16 protein-coding genes and 1 tRNA gene are annotated in these 14637 nt (G+C 66.1%); 13 read left to right on the top strand and 4 right to left on the bottom strand.

Annotation, left to right across the window (positions count from 1 at the left end):
• Positions 1-65 precede the first annotated feature (65 nt).
• Both ruvX and ACG3SL_RS10690 read right to left on the bottom strand, forming a co-directional pair.
• Entirely contained in the window at positions 66-527 is a 462-nt protein-coding gene (ruvX, locus tag ACG3SL_RS10695) for a Holliday junction resolvase RuvX (protein WP_448661090.1), read from the bottom strand.
• Positions 524-1627, bottom strand: coding sequence for a DUF3089 domain-containing protein (locus tag ACG3SL_RS10690; RefSeq protein WP_448661089.1), 1104 nt, complete (start codon positions 1625-1627; stop codon positions 524-526). Before ACG3SL_RS10690 ends, ruvX begins: the two co-directional genes overlap by 4 nt.
• A 134-nt stretch (positions 1628-1761) precedes the next feature.
• Between ACG3SL_RS10690 and ACG3SL_RS10685 the strand changes: the two genes are divergently transcribed.
• From ACG3SL_RS10685 to ACG3SL_RS10645, 9 genes are all read left to right on the top strand, one after another.
• Positions 1762-3534: a DUF4153 domain-containing protein gene (locus ACG3SL_RS10685; RefSeq protein WP_448661088.1), complete on the top strand. Its 1773-nt coding sequence runs from the start codon at positions 1762-1764 to the stop codon at positions 3532-3534.
• A 44-nt stretch (positions 3535-3578) separates the two neighbouring features.
• On the top strand, positions 3579-3866 hold the full coding sequence (gene gatC, locus ACG3SL_RS10680; RefSeq protein ID WP_448661087.1) for an Asp-tRNA(Asn)/Glu-tRNA(Gln) amidotransferase subunit GatC: 288 nt from the start codon (positions 3579-3581) through the stop codon (positions 3864-3866).
• A 111-nt stretch (positions 3867-3977) separates the two neighbouring features.
• Positions 3978-5459 (top strand): Asp-tRNA(Asn)/Glu-tRNA(Gln) amidotransferase subunit GatA, encoded by a 1482-nt coding sequence (gatA, locus tag ACG3SL_RS10675; protein ID WP_448661086.1) that lies wholly within the window; start codon positions 3978-3980, stop codon positions 5457-5459.
• Positions 5460-5501: 42 nt separating this feature from the next.
• Entirely contained in the window at positions 5502-5786 is a 285-nt protein-coding gene (locus tag ACG3SL_RS10670) for an AbrB/MazE/SpoVT family DNA-binding domain-containing protein (protein WP_448661085.1), read from the top strand.
• Complete coding sequence (locus tag ACG3SL_RS10665) at positions 5783-6202, top strand: type II toxin-antitoxin system VapC family toxin (protein ID WP_448661084.1); 420 nt, start codon at positions 5783-5785, stop codon at positions 6200-6202. Before ACG3SL_RS10670 ends, ACG3SL_RS10665 begins: the two co-directional genes overlap by 4 nt.
• Complete coding sequence (gatB, locus tag ACG3SL_RS10660; RefSeq protein ID WP_448661083.1) at positions 6195-7700, top strand: Asp-tRNA(Asn)/Glu-tRNA(Gln) amidotransferase subunit GatB; 1506 nt, start codon at positions 6195-6197, stop codon at positions 7698-7700. Before ACG3SL_RS10665 ends, gatB begins: the two co-directional genes overlap by 8 nt.
• Before the next feature lie 8 nt (positions 7701-7708).
• Positions 7709-8317 carry a peptidylprolyl isomerase gene (locus tag ACG3SL_RS10655; protein ID WP_448661082.1) on the top strand — a complete coding sequence of 203 codons (609 nt, stop codon included), beginning with the start codon at positions 7709-7711 and terminating at the stop codon, positions 8315-8317.
• Between the two features lie 89 nt (positions 8318-8406).
• On the top strand, positions 8407-9039 hold the full coding sequence (locus ACG3SL_RS10650; protein WP_448661081.1) for a hypothetical protein: 633 nt from the start codon (positions 8407-8409) through the stop codon (positions 9037-9039).
• Positions 9036-9908 carry a hypothetical protein gene (locus ACG3SL_RS10645; RefSeq protein ID WP_448661080.1) on the top strand — a complete coding sequence of 291 codons (873 nt, stop codon included), beginning with the start codon at positions 9036-9038 and terminating at the stop codon, positions 9906-9908. The genes ACG3SL_RS10650 and ACG3SL_RS10645 overlap by 4 nt, the downstream gene beginning before the upstream one ends.
• 23 nt (positions 9909-9931) lie before the next feature.
• On the opposite strand, the gene ACG3SL_RS10640 is transcribed toward ACG3SL_RS10645, so the two are convergent.
• Complete coding sequence (locus ACG3SL_RS10640) at positions 9932-10651, bottom strand: Crp/Fnr family transcriptional regulator (protein WP_448661079.1); 720 nt, start codon at positions 10649-10651, stop codon at positions 9932-9934.
• A gap of 89 nt (positions 10652-10740) precedes the next feature.
• The gene (locus ACG3SL_RS10635; RefSeq protein ID WP_448661078.1) at positions 10741-10929 is read right to left on the bottom strand and encodes a hypothetical protein; all 189 of its coding nucleotides are present in this window, start codon (positions 10927-10929) and stop codon (positions 10741-10743) included.
• A gap of 110 nt (positions 10930-11039) precedes the next feature.
• On the opposite strand from ACG3SL_RS10635, the gene ACG3SL_RS10630 reads away from it, so the two are divergent.
• The 4 genes from ACG3SL_RS10630 to ACG3SL_RS10615 all read left to right on the top strand — a co-directional run bounded on the left by ACG3SL_RS10630 (position 11040) and on the right by ACG3SL_RS10615 (position 14621).
• A tRNA-Leu gene (locus tag ACG3SL_RS10630) sits at positions 11040-11124 on the top strand.
• Between the two features lie 65 nt (positions 11125-11189).
• Positions 11190-12821: a trigger factor gene (gene tig / locus ACG3SL_RS10625; RefSeq protein ID WP_448661077.1), complete on the top strand. Its 1632-nt coding sequence runs from the start codon at positions 11190-11192 to the stop codon at positions 12819-12821.
• Between the two features lie 105 nt (positions 12822-12926).
• Positions 12927-13859, top strand: a complete 933-nt coding sequence (locus ACG3SL_RS10620) for a glycosyltransferase family 2 protein (RefSeq protein ID WP_448661076.1) — start codon at positions 12927-12929, stop codon at positions 13857-13859.
• Positions 13860-13967: 108 nt separating this feature from the next.
• Positions 13968-14621 carry an ATP-dependent Clp protease proteolytic subunit gene (locus tag ACG3SL_RS10615; RefSeq protein WP_448661075.1) on the top strand — a complete coding sequence of 218 codons (654 nt, stop codon included), beginning with the start codon at positions 13968-13970 and terminating at the stop codon, positions 14619-14621.
• The last annotated feature ends 16 nt before the right edge of the window (positions 14622-14637 follow it).

Genomic DNA, 14637 nt, shown 5'->3' with positions numbered 1-14637 from the left:
CATCATTTTCCGATTCGGCAAGTGATAACTTTCCAATATGGAAAATTAGTCGCGTCGGGGTCGCCTCACGCATTCACCAGCGCGTCGATCGCGGCCTGCAGGATGTGCGCGGCGGCCATCTTGTCGATCGCCTCGGCGCGCTTGGCGCGGCTCATGTCCTGTTCGATCAGTACGCGCTCGACTGCGACGGTCGACCAGCGCTCGTCCCACATCAATATGGGGAGCCCCATGTCGATCAGGTTACGGGCAAAGGCGCGGGTGGATTGGGTGCGGGGGCTGTCGGTGCCGTCCAGGTTGAGGGGGAGGCCGACGACCAGCCCCTTTACCTGCTGCGCCGCCATCAGCTCGGCCAGCGCGGCCTTGTCCTTGGTGAATTTGGTGCGGCGGATCAGCAGCGCGGGGCTGGCGAAGCTCCAGCCCGCATCGCACAGCGCGGTGCCGATCGTCTTGGTCCCCACGTCCAGCCCGATCAGCCGCCCGCCATTGGGCAGTTCGGCGCGGAAGGTGGCGGCGTCGCTGGTAATCACTTGGCAAAGGCTCCCAGCCGTCGCGCCGCGTCCTGGCGCAGATTCGCCCAGAACAGGCTGTAGTCGAATACATGGTAGTTGTTGCCCGGCAGCACATATTGCCCGAACTCGGGCGGGTTCGCGCCGATCGACACGAAACCGCGCCCCTCGCAGCGCGCGGGCACCTGGCCCACCACCATCGTCGCGGTGGCGAAATCGCGGCTGGGGACGAGCGTGCCGCGATTGGCCTGTGCGGGCGCGCTGCCCCCGGCGGCCCCGGTCAGCGGATTGGTGCAGACCATCGCCGTGCCCTTGCGCGGCTGTCCGGTGAAGCCGGTGCTGGCGTCGAACGTGTCGAGGATCAGCGACGTGTCGGCGGGCTCGCCGAAGCTCTGCCACGACAGGATACACCCGGCCTGATCAGCGCGCGCGCACGCGGGCAGCCCCATGCGCGGCAGGTCCGCAGTCACCGAGATCGGCCAGCCGACGATATAGGCGGCGACCACGCGCTTCGCGAGCGGCGTGCCGGCAATGCGGTCCACCATCAGCCGCGACAGATGCAGCGCCCCCTGGCTGTGCCCGGCAAGGATAATGGGCCGGTCGCCCGCCTCCTTGATGAACGCATCGAACGCCGCCAGCACGTCGCGATAGGCGAAGTCGAGCGCCTGCTGCGCCTGCTTCTTGCTGGTCAGGAAGGCGCCGAACGTCGCCTGGCGATAGCGCGGCGCCGAGATCGCGCCGACTTCGTTGAACGCGCTCGCCTGTCCGCGCAGGAACAGCGCGGCGCGATCATTGGCATCGGCATTGTCGAGCGGCGCGTTCCACATGCCCGTGTCCAGGAACGAGGTCGGGTGGATGAAGAACACCGCCGCCTTGGCCGCTGCGGCCGGCTTGTACCCGTCGGGGGCCCAGAGCGCGGGGTTGCCCGGCTTGTCGGGCCGCGCGATCCACATGTCGGCGCGCGCATAATCGCCGGCCGCCACGGGCGGCAGCGCCACGATCTCGGCACTGGGCACCATGAACCGGCGCATCAGCTCTATGCCATAGAGGCGATAGGCAAAGACGCCCGCGATCACCAGCACGACCAGGACCGCGACCAGATACAGGAATTTCCGGGCCAAGCCCCATCTCCATCGTGCAGGACCGCAGGATCGTGCGGCGGCAATGCCATTCCCGTGGCCCACGCATGGGGCGGATGCAACCGCATTGACGCGGCGGGCGTGCGATAGGATGGTCGCGGCACAGCGGGGGGAGCATGATGGCAGGCAGCATCTGGAACGAAACGCCGGAGGACCCGGCGCTTGTTGAGCCGGCCCCGCGCGCATGGCCGCTGCGCCCCCTGGTGCTCGGCGCGATCGGGCTGGCGGCGGGGCTGCTGGCGCATGCGATCATCGGCAAGGCCGCGACGCTGAGCGCGTGGCAGGCCAGCCTTTTGCTCGCCGTCACGCTGGGCGCGATGCTGATCGGATTCACGCTGGAGCGGCGGCTATGGTGGGCATCGCTGCTGTTCTCGGCGGGCGTCGGCATGGTCGGCGGCGCCGTGATCTGGTGGAACGGCGCGCCCGGCGGATGGAGCGCGGGCGAGACGTGGCGGATGGTCAGCCTGTTGCTCGCCGCCGCCATTGCCGCCCCGCTGTTTCAGGCGGCGCGTGACCAGGAGCGGCTGCGCGCACCCTATGCGGTGGTGCACGATCATGCCTGGACCAATGTGGTGCTGTTCGGCGCGTGCTGGCTGTTCGTCGGCATCGTCTTTGCGATGGCATGGCTGCTCGCGGCGCTGTTCGGGCTCATCAAGATCGAGTTCGTCCGCGAATTGCTGGAAAAGGACTGGTTCTGGCGGGGACTGATCGGGCTGGCGTTCGGCGCTGGGCTGGGGCTGTTGCGCGAGAATGACCGCGTCGTCCGCCTGCTCCAGCGCGTCGTGGCGACCGTGCTGGCGGTGCTGGCGCCGGTGCTGGCATTGGGACTGGTGCTGTTCCTGCTCGCGCTGCCCTTTACCGGCCTCCAGGCGCTGTGGGACGCGACCAGCGCGACGACGCCGGTGCTGCTCAGTTGCGCGATCGGCGCGCTGATCCTCGCCAACGCCGTGATCGGCAATTCGGCGGCGGAGGAAAAGCGGTTCGCCCCGCTGCGCTTCGGCGCGATGGCGCTGGCGGCGACGATCCTGCCGCTGGCGGTGCTCGCCACGATCGCGGTTTCGCTGCGGACCGGCCAATATGGTTTCACCCCCGAACGGCTCTGGGCCATCGTTTTCGTCGCGCTCGCCTGCCTGTATGGTGCCGCCTATTGGCTCGCACTGGGACTGGGGCGCTTGCGGTGGGCGACGCGGGTGCGCCCGCTGAACCTCGTGCTCGCCTTTGTCGTCTGTGCAGTGGCGCTGGTGCTGGCGACGCCGCTGGTGAGCTTCAACGCGATAGCCACCCGCGATCAGGTCGCGCGGCTCGAATCGGGCCGGCTCACCCCCGACAAGTTCGACTGGCGCGCGCTGGCGTTCGATTTTGGCGCGCCGGGCAAAGCGGCGCTGGCGCGGCTGAAGGCGTCTGCGAATATCGCGATCCGTGAGCGCGCGGCGCAGGCGGGCAGGGCGGAGAGCCGCTGGGATGTGGACGACGTGCCGCGCCCGCGCGCCGAGCTGGTGAAGCACCTGCGCGTGCTGCCTGCCGGATCGCCACCGCTGCCCGATGCGCTGCTCGACCGGCTGGCGCAATCGGGGTGCGGTGCTGCGGACGATGGCGGATGCACCGTAACGATGCTTGCGCCGGACAAAGCGCTTTTGCTGCGCGATTCGTGTTTCGGAAGCCGGTTCGGAAACCTGTGCGACGATACGGACGTGCTTTTGAGAAATGACGGGAAATGGGTGCCGCAAGGCATGCGGGAGATGCGGATCTCCACAGCGCCCACCGACGAGGCAAAGGCCCACGTCGCCGCCCAGCAAAAAGCCTATGCCGCCGGCCAGATCCAGGTCCGCCCCGTCCAGCGCCGCCAGGTATTCGTCGGCGGCCAGCCGGTCGGCGACCCGTTTGAATAAGCAGGCGCTTGAAGGGGCGGGGCGCGGCTGATAGTCGCGGCTCCATGTCCGTAGATACCGCCACCGTGAAAAAGGTCGCGAGCCTAGCCCGCATCGCGATCACCGACGCCGACGCCGAGAAATTGGCGCCGGAGCTGAACAACATCCTCGGCTGGATCGAGCAGCTTGGCGAGGTCGACACATCGTCGGTCGAGCCGATGACCGCCGTGATCCCCAACATCCTGCGCCTGCGCGAGGATGTGGTGACCGAGGGTAACCAGCGCGACGCCATCCTCGCCAATGCGCCGCAGGGCGAACATGGCTTTTTCACCGTCCCCAAGGTGGTCGAATGAGCGCGCTCTTCCTCCACCCCGTTCGGCCTGAGCTTGTCGAAGGCCACTCCACCACGCGCGCTGCCGGGGGCAAGACGCCCTTCGACAAGCTCAGGGCAAACGGAATTTCCTGTGAGTGAACTAACCGATCTGGGCATTGCCGCCCTGCGCGACGGCGTGCGCGCCAAGACCTTTTCCGCGCGCGAAGTCGCCGATGCGTTCATCGTCAAGGTGAGCGCGGCGAAGGCGCTGAACGCCTTCATCGTCGAAACCCCCGAGCATGCGCTGGAAGCCGCCAAGGCTGCCGACGATGCTGTTGCGGCGGGCGATACGCTCAAGCCGCTGGCGGGTGTGCCCATTGGCATGAAGGACCTGTTCGCGACCAAGGGCGTCCAGACCACCGCCGCCAGCCATATCCTGGAGGGGTTCAAGCCCGTCTATGAATCGACTGTCTCGGCCAAGCTGTGGGATGCGGGCGCGGGTATGCTGGGCAAGCTGAACCTCGATCAGTTCGCGATGGGCTCGTCGAACGAGACCAGCTATTTCGGCAATGTCATTTCACCCTGGCGGCGTGGCGGCGGCGACAATGCGCCGCTGGCACCCGGCGGTTCGTCGGGCGGCAGCTCGGCGGCGATCGCGGCGCGGATCGTGCCGGGTGCTACCGGCACTGACACCGGCGGATCGATCCGCCAGCCTGCCGCCTTTACCGGCATTTCGGGCATCAAGCCGACCTATGGCCGCTGCTCGCGCTGGGGCGTGGTCGCCTTCGCCTCGTCGCTCGACCAGGCGGGGCCGATGGCGCGCAGCGTCCAGGATTGCGCGATCCTGCTGGAAAACATGGCGGGCTTCGATCCCAGGGATTCGACCTCGCTCCAGCTGCCCGTGCCCAATTGGGAAGCGGCGCTGAACGCCGATCTGCGCGGCAAGAAAGTGGGCATTCCCGCCGAATACCGCGTCGAGGGCATGCCCGAGGAAATCGCCGCGCTGTGGCAGCAGGGCATCGATTGGATGAAGGACGCAGGCGCCGAGATCGTCGACGTATCGCTGCCCCACACCAAATATGCGCTGCCGGCCTATTACATCATCGCGCCGGCAGAGGCTTCGTCCAACCTCGCCCGCTATGACGGCGTCCGCTATGGCCTGCGCGACTTGCCCGATGGGGCGAACCTGCAGGACATGTACGCCGCGACGCGCGCGGCGGGGTTCGGCGACGAAGTGAAGCGCCGCATCCTGATCGGCACCTATGTCCTGTCGGCGGGCTTCTACGACGCCTATTACACCCAGGCGCAGAAGGTGCGGACGCTGATCGCGCAGGATTTCGAGAATGCGTTCACGTTGTGCGACCTGCTGCTGACCCCGACCGCGCCGAGCGCCGCCTTCGCGCTGGGCGAGAAGACCGATCCGCTGGCGATGTACCTCAACGACGTGTTCACCGTGCCGTCCAGCCTGGCCGGGCTGCCCGCGATGAGCGTGCCGGGCGGGCTCGACAAGGGCGGACTGCCGCTGGGCCTCCAGATCATCGGCAAGCCGCTGGACGAACAGGGCGTGCTGAACGCAGGCCTCGCGATCGAACAGCGCGCAGGGTTCACGGCGCGGCCCGAGGCTTGGTGGTGAGCAATCCGCCTCTATGCTATATGCGAAGGCTGGAGGTCGACTATGAACGCCCCGCATAAGATAGAAATCGGTGAAGTCCGAAGCGATGGCGCGATCGTCATCCCGCAGGCCATGCGCGATGCGATGGGCCTCACGGTGGGTGGCCATTGCCGGCTGGTGATGGAAGACGGGCGAATTGCCATTCTACCGGTCGAGCTGACACCCGAGGAGGTGGCCCGCCGTACAGCGCAGTTCGACGCGGCGCTCGCCGCAGTCGCGGGGAAATATCCGTTCGGCGCCCGAACGGATGACGTGATCCGCGACCTGCGAGGCGACTATACGCCGTGATCCTGGTCGATTCTTGCGTATTGATCGACGTCTTCAATCGCGATCCGGAGTGGTTTGACTGGTCGCGAGGCCAGTTGGCGCGGGCTGCGTCGGGTGCCTATCTCGCCATAAATCCGATCGTAACCGGCGAGATTTGTTGGCGTTTCGAAAGCCTGGATCAGTTTCAGGCAATCACGTCGGCACTGTTGATCGGTTTCGAACCCCTGGACATGCGGGCGGGTTACTTTGCTGGCGTGGCGTTCCGTCGCTACCGCGAGCGCCGCGGTCCGGGTACGCCCAAGCGTCCTCTGCCCGATTTTCTGATCGGCGGCCACGCATTGTTTGCCGGCGCCACCATCCTTACGCGCGATCCCCGATTTTACCGGGCTTATTTCCCGGACGTACCCCTCATCACACCCGAGACAGACCATGGCTGAAACACCCACCTACCGCATCCAGGGCGACACCGGCGAATGGGAGGTCGTGATCGGCCTCGAAGTCCACGCCCAGGTCACTTCCAACGCCAAGCTCTTTTCGGGCGCGGCGACCGAATTCGGCGCGGAGCCGAACAGCCAGGTGTCGCTGATCGACGCGGCGATGCCGGGGATGCTCCCCACGCCGAACAAGGAATGCATCCGCCAGGCGGTGCGCACGGGCATGGCGATCGGCGCGGTCATCAACAAATGGTCGCGCTTCGATCGCAAGAACTATTTCTACGCCGATTTGCCGCAGGGCTATCAGATCAGCCAGCTCTACCACCCGCTGGTGGGCGAGGGGCGGATCGAGATCAGCCTGGACGAGAAGGACCCCGAGGCCTTCACCAAGACGATCGGCGTCGAGCGTATCCATGTCGAGCAGGACGCGGGGAAGCTGATGCACGATCAGCATCCCAGCCGCTCCTATGTCGACCTCAACCGTGCGGGCGTCGCGCTGATGGAAATCGTCAGCCGGCCGGACATGCGTTCGCCTGCGGAAGCAGGGGCTTACGTCAAGAAGCTGCGCTCGATCCTGCGCTATGTCGGCTCGTGCGACGGCAATATGGAAGAAGGCTCGATGCGCGCCGACGTCAATGTCAGCGTGCGCAAGCCGGGCGGCGAACTGGGCACGCGGACCGAGACGAAGAACGTCAACTCGGTGCGCTTCGTCATGGCCGCGATCGAATATGAGGCGCGCCGCCAGGTCGAAGTGCTGGAGAGCGGCGGGCGGATCGTCCAGGAAACCCGCCTGTTCGATCCCGACAAGAACGAGACGCGGTCGATGCGGTCGAAGGAAGACGCGCATGATTACCGCTACTTCCCCGATCCCGATTTGCTCCCGCTCGAACTGGACGACGCGTTCCTCGATGCGTGCCAGGCCAGCCTGCCCGAACTGCCCGACGCCAAGCGCCGCCGGTACGAGGAATCGCTGGGGCTCAGCGCCTATAACGCCGCCGTGCTGACCGCGGAGGCCGAGACCGCGCGGTGGTTCGAGGCGCTGCTGGCGGAAAGCGCGCGCGTTCAGGCCAAGGGCGAGCAGGAAGTGGCGCGTGCGGCGGCCAACTGGCTGATTTCGGACCTGTACGGCGCGCTCAACCGGCTGGGCAAGAACGTGGATGAGAGCCCGGTCAGCCCCGAACAGGGCGCCGAATTGCTGGCACTTGCGGCGGACGGCACGCTGTCCGGCCCGCTGGCCAAGCAGGTGTTTGAGATCATGCTGGAAACCGGTGACGCACCCGCCAAGATCGTCGAGGAACGCGGGCTCAAGCAGACCAGCGACACCGGCGCGATCGAAGCCGTGATTGCCGAAGTCATGGCCAAGAACCCCAACCAGCTCGAACAATATCGAGGCGGTAAGGAAGCGCTGTTCGGCTTCTTCGTCGGCCAGACGATGAAGGCGATGGGCGGCAAGGCCAACCCGGCGGTGGTCAACGAACTGCTCAAGAAGGCGCTGGCGTAAGGAGACGGGTGATGCGGGGATTGCTGCTGCTGCTACTGAGCCTGTTCGCGCTCCCCGCATCCGCCCAGACCGCGCCGCCGGCTCCCGCCACGGTCCGTGTCGCAATCGACACGACGGCGGGGCGCTTCGTGCTGGAACTTGAGACGGCGAAGGCGCCGATCACGGCACGGAATTTCCTGCGCTATGTCGATGCCAAGCGCCTGGACGGCATCGTCTTTTACCGGACCGTGAAGGTGGCTGACCATTTCGGGTTCGTGCAGTTCGGCGTGCAGAACGCGCCGGCCAAGCTGTTCCCGCCGATCAAGCATGAGCCGACCACGCTTACCGGCGTGACGCATGTCGACGGCGCGATCTCGGTCCCGCGGCTGGCGCCGGGCACCGGGCGCGGCGAGTTCACGATCAGCGTCGGCGCTCAGCCCTCGTTCGATGCCGATCCGGCGCGATCCGGCGACAATCTCGGCTATGCCGCGTTCGGCCGCGTGGTCGAGGGGATGGACGTGGTGCTCAAGATCTTCGACGCTCCCACTTCGCCGACCAAGACGCTGCAAGGCAGCTTCAAGGGTGAAGTGCCGGCAGTTCCCGTGAAATTGCTGACGGCGCGGCGGGTTGGCGGCTGAGTCATTCTGACCATTGTTTTGTAATGCAGAAGAAATAACCTCCTTCGCTTAGGCTCGATTCGTCAGGGCCGATTTGGGGGGAGGGGATAATGGAAAGTGTTTTAGGCGCGGCATTTGCCGTGGCCGTGGGAACGATTGTCGCGGCGCCGCCGGCATCGGCGCAGGACGCGGCGCCGACCACAGCCGCTTCGCCTGCCGTGTATCTGGCGGACAGCGCATCGCCCTTCGGCGCGCCCGATAGCGCGGACGCGGCCAAGGTGACGATGCCGGCGCTGGCCTTTACCCCGCAGCCCGAAGATGCCGGGAACTACGACAAATATTATTATTTCCACCGGCCCGACACTGACTTCGCGACGGCCTATGCCGACATTCGCGAGTGCGATGGCTATGCGCGCGGGCTCACCAGCGGCATCGGCTATGCGCAGGTGCCCTATCCCTATGCCGGCACCATGGCCGGCGCGGTCGGCGGGGCGCTCGGCAATCTGATGGCGGCGGCGATCTTCGGTTCGGGGGAAAAGCGCCGGTTGCGGCGGGTGAACATGCGCACCTGCATGCATTTCAAGGGCTATGAGCGCTACGGACTGTCCAAGGCGCTGTGGAACGATTTCAACTTCGAGGAAGGGCTGTCGGGGGTCAGCCCCGAAGAGCGCACGCGCGCCTTGCAGCAACAGGCACTGGTCGCATCCTCGGCACAGCCGCAGCAAAAGGGGCTCGGGCTATGAAGCGCATCCTGCTGAGTCTCCTCGCCGCGACGCTCGCCGCCGCTCCGGCCGCCGCCCGCGACAAGCATCCGCCCTTTGTCGTCGCCAAGCCGGTCAAGGACGCGCCCGCCGTGGCGCTGGACCCGAGCAAGGCGTATCTGCTGCTGCGAAGCGACGCGCCGTCGTCGCTGTACCTGATGCGCGTGCCGAGTGCCGAGGATCAGGCCGCCTATGCCCTGCGGCGCGCCGAAGCGCTCGCCGATGCCCGCAAGAAATATCAGAGGAAGCGGGCCGACTATGATCGTGCGGTGGCCGAAGCAGCGAAGCTGCCAAAGGGAACGCCGGCCCCGCGCCTGCCCGAGGCGCCGATCGAGCCGACCGAGAGTAATTTCGAGTTCACGCCCTTTGGCATGATGGCCGCGTTCGGCATCGGTCCGATAAACCGCTTCGCAAAGGGCAAAGGGGGAATGTCGACCTATCTCCACGAAGTCACGCCCGGCGAGTATCGCATTTACGGGCCGCTCACGATCGCCGCCGGGGCCGCGCCGGTCGGGATGTGCTATTGCATGGGCAGCGTCAAATTCGCAGCGCGGGCGGGCGAGATCACCGACATGGGCGTGATCCTGTCCGACGGGGTGGCGCCGGCCAAGGCGACGGAGGGCGATTCGTCGATGCCGTTGCTCGCCGACATTCCCAATTATCTCGGGCCGGCCCCGGCCGACATGGTGCTCGATCCCCGCCTCGCCAATGCCAGGGTCCAGCGGGCGGCGTATCGCCCGGTGGGGAAGCTGCCCAACTATTTCGGGGTCACAATTGGCCGGATTTCCGCGATGCCGGGCGTGTTGCGCTACGATCGCGACCGGATCGTCGATCTGACCGCCGCGCAATAGGGGGAAGGGGCGGGCGCGTCGGTTCAGCGCGCCCGCTTTTCCAGATACAGGTAATCCGGGTCGAACTCGGCGATTCGGCGCAGCGCCGCCATGTCGCCGATCGACACCCGGCCGCCGCGGAACTCCACTACGCCCGCCTCGCGCAATTCCTTGAGCACGCGGTTCACATGCACCGAGGTGAGGCCCAGGCACTCGGCCAGCTCGGCCTGCGTCAGCGGAAAGGCATAGCCGTGCTCGTCGCTTTGCCCCACCACGCCCAGCCGCGCATGAAGCTCGCAGAACAGATGCGCCGTCCGCTCGATCGCATTGCGCCGCCCGAGCGAGACGACCCATTCGCGGTGGATCGCCGCGTCGAGATTGGTCGAGAACCAGAACAGGCGCGCCAGGTGCGGGTGAGTCTCTGTCACGCGCAAGATCCTGTCGTGCGGCGCCTTGGCGATGGTGCACGGCGTGAGCGTCAGCACCGAATGGTCGAGCCGCTTGAGCGTGAAGCCGTGGAGGTCCGCGAAATCGCCGGGGACATGGACATGCGTGATCTGCCGCTCGCCGTCGCTCAGGTCCTTGTAACGGGCCAGGAAGCCGTCCAGCAGCAGCGTGGAGTAGGTAAGGTCCACGCCCCGCGCCGCGATCACCTTGCCGGCGGGGACTTCGACGATCTCGCTGATGCACGCGCGGATTGCGGCTTCCTCCGCCTCGTCGACATCATCGCGCAGGCGCAGCTTCAGGAAATGGGTAGCGAGCATGAACCCTCGGATATGGTGCGCCGCAGGATAGTGCGTCCCGGCATGCGCTGCGTATCACGATCGCGCATGCCGGGGCGATAGTCCTGATCTCAACCCATGACCGGCTGACCCGGCGCCACGCCCGGATCGCCGCCGGGCTGCGGGGCGGGCACGTCGATATCGGGCGTGGGCGGCTCGATCTCCGGCGGCGGAGTCGTCGGCTCTGCGGGTTGCGGCGCGCCGGGGGCTTCGTCGGGGGCCGGGGTGGGCAGTCCGGGAATCGGCGGTTCTACGGGCATCATGCGTCTCCTTGATTACTTCCCCAACGCCGCGACATGCCCGCTGGTTGCTTGGTGCTTGCTCCTTGACCCACGCCTGCTATAGAGCCCGCCGACCGGCGGTGCCCTAAGCGGGCGTGGCGGAATTGGTAGACGCGCCAGATTTAGGTTCTGGTATCGTAAGGTGTGGGGGTTCGAGTCCCTTCGCCCGCACCAGCACCGCCGCTCACCCCTTGCGCTGGACGCCGTTACCCCTTTTCACAGTTGGAAGCCCTAGAGAAATGCAGACTGTCGAGACGTTGAACGAGGGCCTGAAGCGCGCCTACACGCTGAAGATCGCCGCCAAGGACATTGATGCCAAGGTCGATGCCGAAGTGAAGCGCGTAGCCCCGCAGATCCGGATGCCCGGTTTCCGTCCCGGCAAGGTGCCCACCAATCTGGTCCGCAAGATGCACGGCGAGGCGATTGCCGCCGACGCGCTGAACAACGCGATCCAGGAAGGCGTGCAGGCGCTGATGGCCGAGCACAAGCTGCGTCCGGCGATGCAGCCTTCGGTCCGTCTCGAGGGTGAATATGCCCCCGGCGGCGACGCCGAAGTCGCGGTCGAGCTGGAAGTGCTCCCCGACGTGCCGACTCCGTCGATCGACGGCCTGAAGCTCGAGCGCCTGACCGTCCCGGCCGACGATGCCGCGGTCGAAGAGCAGCTCAAGCAGCTCGCCAGCAACCAGAAGAGCTGGAACGACGCGGACGAGGGCCATGCGGCTGCCGAAGGCGACCAGGTCACGATGGACTTCGCCGGCACGGTCGACGATGTCGCCTTCGATGGCGGCACGGGCACCGACATGGTTGTCGAAATCGGCACCGGCCGTCTGATCCCCGGCTTTGAAGAGCAGCTGGTCGGCGTCAAGGTTGGCGACGAAAAGACGATCGACGTGACCTTCCCCGAGGATTACGGCGCCAAGAACCTGGCCGGCAAGCCCGCCAAGTTCGCGCTGAAGATCACCGCCGTGAAGATTGCGGGTGAAACCGTGATCGACGACGATTTCGCCAAGGCGCTGGGCCTCCAGAGCCTGGAGCAGCTCACCGGCCTGCTCAAGGGCCAGATCGAGCAGCAGCTCAACGGCCTGACCCGCACCTACATGAAGCGCAAGCTGCTCGACCAACTCGCCGCCGGCCATGACTTCCCGGTTCCGCCGTCGATGGTCGAGGCCGAGTTCGACCAGATCTGGCACCAGCTGGTCCACGAGACCGAGCATGAGGCCGATCCGGCAGCGGCGCTGGCCGAACTGGAAGGCGAGCGTGACGACTACCGTGCGATCGCCGAGCGTCGCGTGCGCCTGGGCCTGCTCCTCTCCGAAATCGGCACCGCCAATGGCGTCGAGGTTTCGGGCCAGGAAATGAACCGCCTGATCGCGCAGGCCGCGCAGCAGTACGGCCCCGAGGATCGCCAGCGCTTCATCCAGTACATCCAGCAGGAGCCGATGGCGGCTGCCCAGCTGCGTGCGCCGCTGTTCGAGGACAAGGTCGTCGACTTCCTGTTCGAGAAGGCCGAGATCACCGACCGCGAAGTGACCCGCGAAGCGCTGGAAGCCGCGATCGAGAGCGAGGACGGCTTCGTCTCGGGCACGCACACCCACGACCATGACGATCCCAAGCCCAAGGCGAAGAAGGCGAAGAAGGCCGATGCCGCCGACGCCGACGCTGACGCGCCCAAGGCCGAAGAGCCGGTGAAGAAGGCTGCCAAGAAGGCCAAGGCCGACGCGCCGGCGGAAGCGGCCAGCGACGAAGCGGTCGCCGAGGAGCCGGCGAAGAAGCCTGCGGCCAAGAAGGCAAAGGCCGCCGAGCCGGCAGCCGAAGGCGAGGCCGAAAAGCCCGCCAAGAAGCCGGCAGCGAAGAAGAAGACCGAGGCGTAAGCTTCGACCCCCTCTCTCCCGTCACGGGGGAGAGGGGTTTCGCACGGCATGGTGCCGTGCACACTGGTTTCCCCCGTTCCGCCGCGAACGGGGTTGGGGGCGACGTTGGCGGAACTCAGGATCGCAGTTCTTCTGCCCTGTTATAACGAGGAAGCCGCGATCGCGCAGACGATCGCCGGATTCCGCGCCGCGCTGCCCGGCGCCACCATCTATGTCTATGACAACAACAGCCGCGATCGCACGATCGAGGTCGCGCGGGCGGCAGGCGCCGTCGTGCGTGTCGAGCGGATGCAGGGCAAGGGCAATGTCGTCCGCCGCATGTTCGCCGATGTCGATGCCGACGTCTATGTGATGGCCGATGGCGATGCGACCTATGACGCCGCCGTCGCGCCGGCGATGGTCGATCGGCTGACGCAGGAGGGCCTCGACATGATCGTCGGCACCCGCGTCCATGAAGCCGCCGAGGCCTATCGCCGGGGCCATGTGCTGGGCAACCGCGCGATGACGGGGTTCCTTGCCGGGCTGTTCGGGCGCAGCTTCACCGACATCTTCTCCGGCTACCGCGTATTCTCGCGCCGCTTCGTCAAGAGCTTCCCGGTGCTGTCGGCAGGGTTCGAGATCGAGACCGAGATCAGCGTCCACGCGCTGGAGCTGAAGATGCCGGTCGGCGAAGTCGAGACCGCCTATTTCGCGCGACTCGAGGGGTCGCATTCGAAGCTGAATACCTATCGCGACGGGCTGCGCATCCTGCGGACGATCTTCACGCTGTATCGATTCGAGCGGCCGCTGCTTTTCTTTGGCTGGATCGCGTCGCTGTTCGCGACCATTGCGGTGGTACTCGCGATTCCGCTGGTCATCACCTATGCGCATACCGGACTCGTGCCGCGTTTTCCGACGGCGGTTCTGACGACCGGGCTGATGATCCTCGCGTTTCTAAACCTTTTTTCCGGGCTGATCCTCGACACCGTGGTGCGTGGGCGGCGCGAGATCCGCCGGCTCGCCTATCTGGCCCAGCCCGGTCCGTTTCGCGATTCCTGACACCGGGCGCGCAGGTTACGCACAGCCCCGGCCAACTCCCCCCTTGCACCTGCCTTGCCGAGCGCCGATGTTACGGCTGGGCAAAACAACAATATGAGATTTCCCGACATGCATCCGCTTTCTGGTCAGATGACCATCGACCCCGTGACCGGCGGTCTCGTTCCCATCGTCATCGAACAGTCGAGCCGCGGTGAGCGCAGCTTCGACATCTATTCGCGGCTGCTGCGCGAGCGGATCGTGTTCGTCACCGGTGCGGTCGAGGATCACATGGCCTCGCTCATCACTGCACAGCTGCTCTTCCTCGAGTCTGAGAACCCGAAGAAGGACATCTGGATGTACATCAACTCGCCGGGTGGCGTGGTGACCGCCGGCATGGCGATCCACGACACGATGCAGTATATCCGTCCGCGCGTCGGCACGGTCTGCATCGGCCAGGCCGCGTCGATGGGCAGCTTCCTGTTGGCGTCGGGCGAGCCGGGCCTGCGCGTGGCGCTCACCAACGCCCGCATCATGCTCCACCAGCCTTCGGGCGGGGCACAGGGCATGGCGTCCGACATCGAGATCCAGGCCAAGGAAATCCTGCGCATCCGCGCCCGGATGAACGGCCTGTATGCCAAGTACACCGGCCAGCCGATCGAGAAGATCGAGACGACGATGGATCGCGACTCGTTCTTCGAGGCAGAGGAAGCCAAGGCGTTTGGCATCGTGGACGAAGTCTACGAAAAGCGCCCGATGCCGTCGGACGATGCAGCCAACGCTTAAGATTGTTCGTATAATG

This window comes from Sphingomonas degradans, assembly GCF_053502645.1.
The sequence above is the reverse complement of the archived record's forward strand: the minus strand, read 5'-3'. Positions and strand labels throughout refer to the sequence as shown.

Bases quoted from the DNA above. Each gene is read 5' to 3' on its own strand.
- gatB (WP_448661083.1), top strand. From the start codon at position 6,195: ATGGCTGAAACACCCACCTACCGCATCCAGGGCGACACCGGCGAATGG.
- ACG3SL_RS10635 (WP_448661078.1), bottom strand. From the start codon at position 10,929: ATGCCCGTAGAACCGCCGATTCCCGGACTGCCCACCCCGGCCCCCGAC.
- gatC (WP_448661087.1), top strand. From the start codon at position 3,579: ATGTCCGTAGATACCGCCACCGTGAAAAAGGTCGCGAGCCTAGCCCGC.
- ACG3SL_RS10615 (WP_448661075.1), top strand. From the start codon at position 13,968: ATGCATCCGCTTTCTGGTCAGATGACCATCGACCCCGTGACCGGCGGT.
- tig (WP_448661077.1), top strand. From the start codon at position 11,190: ATGCAGACTGTCGAGACGTTGAACGAGGGCCTGAAGCGCGCCTACACG.
- ACG3SL_RS10645 (WP_448661080.1), top strand. From the start codon at position 9,036: ATGAAGCGCATCCTGCTGAGTCTCCTCGCCGCGACGCTCGCCGCCGCT.
- ACG3SL_RS10650 (WP_448661081.1), top strand. From the start codon at position 8,407: ATGGAAAGTGTTTTAGGCGCGGCATTTGCCGTGGCCGTGGGAACGATT.
- ACG3SL_RS10685 (WP_448661088.1), top strand. From the start codon at position 1,762: ATGATGGCAGGCAGCATCTGGAACGAAACGCCGGAGGACCCGGCGCTT.
- ACG3SL_RS10640 (WP_448661079.1), bottom strand. From the start codon at position 10,651: ATGCTCGCTACCCATTTCCTGAAGCTGCGCCTGCGCGATGATGTCGAC.
- ACG3SL_RS10670 (WP_448661085.1), top strand. From the start codon at position 5,502: ATGAACGCCCCGCATAAGATAGAAATCGGTGAAGTCCGAAGCGATGGC.